Below are 5,010 nucleotides of genomic sequence, written 5' to 3' on the forward strand. Positions count from 1 at the left end.
TAGCTCCGTCTCGTGGGCTCGGAGATTTGTTTAAGAGACAGGTGTCATGTAAGAGCCTTCAATCTCCGTATAAATAAAACCAATGAACGCAGATAGATGAGTTGTCAGTTTGTTTGCACTATTTCTAATTTCGTATGCACTGTATTGAGCATCTGACTTACGGATGCAAACATCAACGAAGCTTGTGTATATATTCATGCATGCACAAAGCTCACTGCTCTTCACCGTTGTAGAAATGATATTATGGATTTCTTCTCGGTACTTATTAGATAAGACAGTTTGAAGTCGAGGGAAGAATCCTAGCTGCTTGGCTCGCATTTTGATACCTCTTGAAATTGAGTGCTCAATACAGACTAGTTTAAGATTGACAGTTGTCAATGTGATTAATGCTGCATTTTTGATGAAAAAGTGTTTAATTACATTGATATAATGTTGAGTTGACAGGAAATCAAATTCTGGAAAAAGTCAGCAATTTCGCACGCAAGATATGAACAAAGAAGATGCGCTTAATCGTTTAAAAGAGCTGATTTTATCAGCCACTGTAGTGCAAAAGAATCGTCGAGCGACTAAACCTACCCGCAATTCACAAAAACGCCGTATGGATAAGAAAAACCAACGTGGGCAAACAAAATCGCTGCGTGGAAAGGTGAGCTTCTAATCTTTTTAGGAGGCAAAGTTGATGGTCTCGGTTGATCTGTCTCCTTGAAATAGCGGTTGCTATTTAAACACTGGTGTATGTTTTTATTAACTCTGCTGCCTGTTTTTTTATGGTGTTACTTATCCTTTTGTGAGCTTTAGGTCAGGAATGATACCTTTTAGATACAGCTACTGTGCTTTAAAAATTGACGTATTAAGCTATGTAGATTGATAATTTATAGGTAAATCTCATGAATAAAATGCTTATTGTTAGTGCGTTAGGGTTGGTACTTTCTGGCTGTGGTGGTGGTGACTCAAGCTCTGATGTAAGTAATGAAGGGACTTTTTCGCTCGCTTTCTCTGATGCTCCAGTGGATGGATTGAGTAAAGTTTGTGTCGCTTTTGATCAAATTACAGTGAAGCACAATAACGGTTCTGAGTCAGCGTGGGGCACAACATCATTTGCAGCCGATCAAAGTTCAAAAGGGTGTATCCCTAATGGACTTGAAATTCCGAAGGATGTTGCGGGTAACCCATTATTTATGGTGATTGATCTATTAGATTACCAAGGTGCGAATGCACTACAAGTTCTGAGTGATGAAAAGCTTGAGGCTGGGAAATATAGCCAAATGCGCTTATCTGTGTTGTCTACATGGAATGATAGCTCTGGTGTGTATGCGGATGGAACACCGTATTCACATGTAGAAGAGATCGCCACTGGTGATAAACTCGATATTCGCGTGCCAAGCGGTGAGCTTAAGCTCGATGGTTTTGATGTAACAGCAAATGCCACTCAAGCGTATACACTAGAGTTCGATTTACGAAAAAGCATGGTTTCTAACGCTCACGGCTATCAGTTAAAACCTCGTGGTTTACGTTTAGTGAAAAATGAGAATGTCGCCACGCTTCAAGGAACGGTTGCGCAAGGCTCATGTGCTGTAGAGGGTGACCTCACTAAGGCGTATGCTTATATATACCTTCCTCGAACGGATGATAACTACGGTGACTTAGGTTCTTCGAGCGAACCTTATACCTCTGCAAAAGTCGATCCAAGCACAGGGAAATATGCTGTTGGTTACCTTCCTTTCGGTCGTTATGACGTTGCATTAGCGTGTGATGGTGCTGCTGATGACCCAGAACAAAGCCAAGGTAGTGCTGTTATTAATTTAATGACGCCAGTGGTTAAAGATAAAAACTTGACCGAAATGGGCTTAACCGTCGATCTTCAATATTAATTAAGTCAGCTGTACCGTGATTTTTGAAGCCAACTTTATAATGAAGTTGGCTTTTCTACTGAGTAAAATTCTTTCCAATGTGGTTAGAACCCATTTAGAATGGCGTCATAAAAACTATATAAAGTAGAAATAAAGTCCATGTCTCTAATGATCCCTATGGTCATTTTCATGCAGCAACGTCTAGTGGAAGTGTCAAATAAAGATGATGCTATCGCTATGCAAGCATACATGAAAATCCAACAACCATTTTATGGTGTAAAAAGTCCCGCTCGAAAAGATGTATTTAAACAAGCAAGAGAGCATACACTGGTTGATGATTTTGCTAACTACCGTCGATTAGTGCTTTGGTTATGGTCAGGTACGCACCGCGAAGAGTTATATCTTGCGATGGATGTGGCTGAATACTATAAAAAATTTCGTACCCAAGAAGCATTTGAAGTGTATGAAGAAATGTTAGAAACGGCTGACAATTGGGATACCGTTGATAAACTTGCTTCAAATTTAATTGGCGGATTAGTGAAAGAACATCGCGAGTTTGAAACTAAGCTGATGGCTTGGGGAACTAGCGAGAATATGTGGCTGCGCCGTGCTTCTTTATTAGCACATCTTAGACATAAAGCAGACACTAACCTGCCATTGCTTGAAGAAACCATTTTGATGTTAGCGCATGAAAAAGAATTCTTTATCCAGAAAGCGATTGGTTGGGTATTGCGTGAATACTCTAAAACAGATCCAATTTATGTGAATACATTCATACGTGAGCATAGCGCTGTACTTGCATCTTTGAGCCAGCGTGAAGCCCTCAAGATTCTAACTCAAACCTCTTATTAGCTAAGTAAGAGCGATTAACGACAGACACCGCAGTTTGCATTCTTTATATTAATGCAGGGTGCGGTGTTTGTGTTTATATTCTTAAATAATTACAGCTTTAACGCTCGCCCTGAACTTCAAAATCATCAGTGACTAAACGTGCTTTTCCGTCGGCTTGAATTTGCCAATATTCACGGTGCACAGCACCAAATGCTTTGTTCATCGTCCAACTTGCGGTGAGGATAAAGCCATCATCTCCTTCTGCATCCCAAGTTACATTGGTGTAATCAACCTCTTTAAAGCCTTGATCCATGATGTTTTGCCAAAATGCTTGGATGGCTTCACGGCCTTCAAATCGGCCGAATGGACGCGTATCCATCACCGAGTCTGGTGTGTATTGTTCGGCACAGCCAGCTGCATTTTGGTTGTTAAAAGCAGTCTGCCAACGTGAAATAGCCGCTTTGCATTCGTTAAGAACTGAATTAGTCATGGTGTTTTCTCTGTTTATTCGTTTTAGTCTACTTTAGCGTTACAATTAACTCGGAAAAACAAAGTAATTAGAAAATACTGTTTAGTAAAAGAGGACAATATGTCTCGGTATCGTCAAATGACTGTGTTTCAACATATCGTTGAAACCGGCTCTATAACAAAAGCAGCATCTAACAGTGGCTGGCGATGCCTTTTTCCAGCAATGCTGTTTGATGCGCACTATTGCAGATAATGCTTGGCAAGATGCGCAAAATCAGCAACAAGTCCCCCAAGGTACTATCACAGTGACTGCATCCAATGCGGTAATGGATTATCTCGTAATTCCAGCACTGACTGCTTGCTTCCGTACATTTCCAGCCGTGAAGTTCGACTTGCGTTCTGATGATGGCAAGACAGATCTAATCCAAGAAGGGATTGATTTAGCGATCAGGGTGGGGGAATCGCCAAGCAGTAACTTAAAGCAAAGGAAGATAGGGCAATTTCGTGACGTGTTATGCGGCCATAAAACGTTATCAGAAGGACCTATCGAGCAACAAGCGTATATTGCTCATCATTGGCAACACGATAAAATTCACCATATGGTGACCCGTAAAGTGAATGTTAGTTATGAAGAGGAGGTGGTAGAGTCAACCTTGTCGTATGACTTTATCGCTACACATCGAACGAATAACTACCATGCGTGTTTGGGATTATTGAAGCAAAGTGCTGGCATTGGGATCCTACCTGAATTTATCTTCCAACAGCACCAAATGGACTTAGTTGATCTGCTTCCACATTATCAACTCGCGCAAAGTAATGTGTATGCGTTACATGCGTTACATGCGTATCATGGCGGGATGCCAGTTATAGTGAGTATGGCGATAGCTGCGATTACTGATCGATTGGCGACCTTAGCAATACAAGAACAATGAGATGTGAAATTGTAAGTATAAAAAAGCAGAGAATAATCTCTGCTTTTTAGTGATATGGTGTCAGTGAAGAGAGTGATTAGAAATATAAACGAATCACAGATTCAGCGACACAACCAGGTCGGCGACAACCTTCAATTTCAACTTTAATTTCTTGAACAATCTCAAGGCCGCGTTTAATCGGCGTAACAGATTGAATAGAAGTACGAGCACGCACGCGTACACCCGCTTTTACTGGATACGGGAAGCGAACTTTATTCAAACCAAAGTTAACGGTCATTTTCGCTGATGGGAACGTCTGCTTCGCTGGATCAACACTGTCAGTCAGTACAGATAGTAAAGACAGGGTTAAAAAACCATGCGCAATGGTTGTTTTAAATGGTGATTCAGCGGTTGCACGTTCGGGGTCGGTATGAATCCATTGGTGATCTTCAGTGACTGCCGCAAATTGGTTAATGCGGTCTTGATCAACAATAAGCCAATCACCCACGTGAATTTCTTCACCTAGGTTAGCTTCAATTTCTTCTTTTACGCGTTGAGCTTCTTCAGATAGCTCAATAACGGCTGTCGGTTTGATTTCTGGTTCTGGTGCGATGGCATCGTTAGATGCGGTGATTTTTTGATCGCGTCCCCAAGCAACAAGTTGACTGTTGTTCGCTTTATCTAGGAATTCGCTCCAATAATCGCGGATAGAGGGAGATAGCCAGTCTTTAAGTTCAAACGGATTGTGTGCTAGAGCTTCACGCTTTTGCTTAAGAAAATCGACTACTTTCATGAATTTGAACCTTGTTAGAAATCATGTCACCTCGACAGAGGTTGGCTAGTATAATGGCTTACAACGAATATCAAAAACCATTTTGTGCGTCAGATCTCATTTAAAAGCTCATCCGATGAGTGATAATCTTTTAATTTCAGTGTGATAGGAAATATTA

At 41.0% G+C, this 5,010-nt stretch carries 6 protein-coding genes and 1 pseudogene; 4 read left to right on the plus strand and 3 right to left on the minus strand.

Features of this window, described 5'->3' with window-relative positions; all coding sequences use genetic code 11:
* Positions 1–30 precede the first annotated feature (30 nt).
* Positions 31–318, minus strand: coding sequence for a hypothetical protein (locus tag ASV53_RS25855; protein ID WP_094958776.1), 288 nt, complete (start codon positions 316–318; stop codon positions 31–33).
* A 142-nt stretch (positions 319–460) separates the two neighbouring features.
* Here ASV53_RS25855 and ASV53_RS22590 point away from each other — a divergent pair.
* The 3 genes and pseudogenes from ASV53_RS22590 to ASV53_RS22600 all read left to right on the plus strand — a co-directional run.
* A pseudogene (locus ASV53_RS22590) lies at positions 461–658 on the plus strand (alternative ribosome rescue aminoacyl-tRNA hydrolase ArfB); the annotation flags it as partial.
* 229 nt (positions 659–887) lie between these two features.
* The gene (locus tag ASV53_RS22595) at positions 888–1,871 is read left to right on the plus strand and encodes a DUF4382 domain-containing protein (protein ID WP_094958778.1); all 984 of its coding nucleotides are present in this window, start codon (positions 888–890) and stop codon (positions 1,869–1,871) included.
* A 138-nt stretch (positions 1,872–2,009) separates the two neighbouring features.
* Positions 2,010–2,702, plus strand: coding sequence for a DNA alkylation repair protein (locus tag ASV53_RS22600; protein ID WP_094958779.1), 693 nt, complete (start codon positions 2,010–2,012; stop codon positions 2,700–2,702).
* 97 nt (positions 2,703–2,799) lie between these two features.
* Here ASV53_RS22600 and ASV53_RS22605 read toward each other — a convergent pair whose 3' ends face one another.
* Positions 2,800–3,171, minus strand: coding sequence for a YybH family protein (locus ASV53_RS22605; RefSeq protein ID WP_094958780.1), 372 nt, complete (start codon positions 3,169–3,171; stop codon positions 2,800–2,802).
* Positions 3,172–3,346: 175 nt separating this feature from the next.
* On the opposite strand from ASV53_RS22605, the gene ASV53_RS22610 reads away from it, so the two are divergent.
* The gene (locus tag ASV53_RS22610; RefSeq protein WP_205049224.1) at positions 3,347–4,081 is read left to right on the plus strand and encodes a LysR substrate-binding domain-containing protein; all 735 of its coding nucleotides are present in this window, start codon (positions 3,347–3,349) and stop codon (positions 4,079–4,081) included.
* A 76-nt stretch (positions 4,082–4,157) separates the two neighbouring features.
* Here the strand turns inward: ASV53_RS22610 and ASV53_RS22615 are convergent, their stop codons facing one another.
* Complete coding sequence (locus tag ASV53_RS22615; RefSeq protein WP_062692538.1) at positions 4,158–4,853, minus strand: MaoC family dehydratase; 696 nt, start codon at positions 4,851–4,853, stop codon at positions 4,158–4,160.
* Positions 4,854–5,010: the final 157 nt, after the last annotated feature.

The organism is Photobacterium sanguinicancri (assembly GCF_002265265.1).
Taxonomy (GTDB): Bacteria; Pseudomonadota; Gammaproteobacteria; order Enterobacterales; family Vibrionaceae; genus Photobacterium; species Photobacterium sanguinicancri.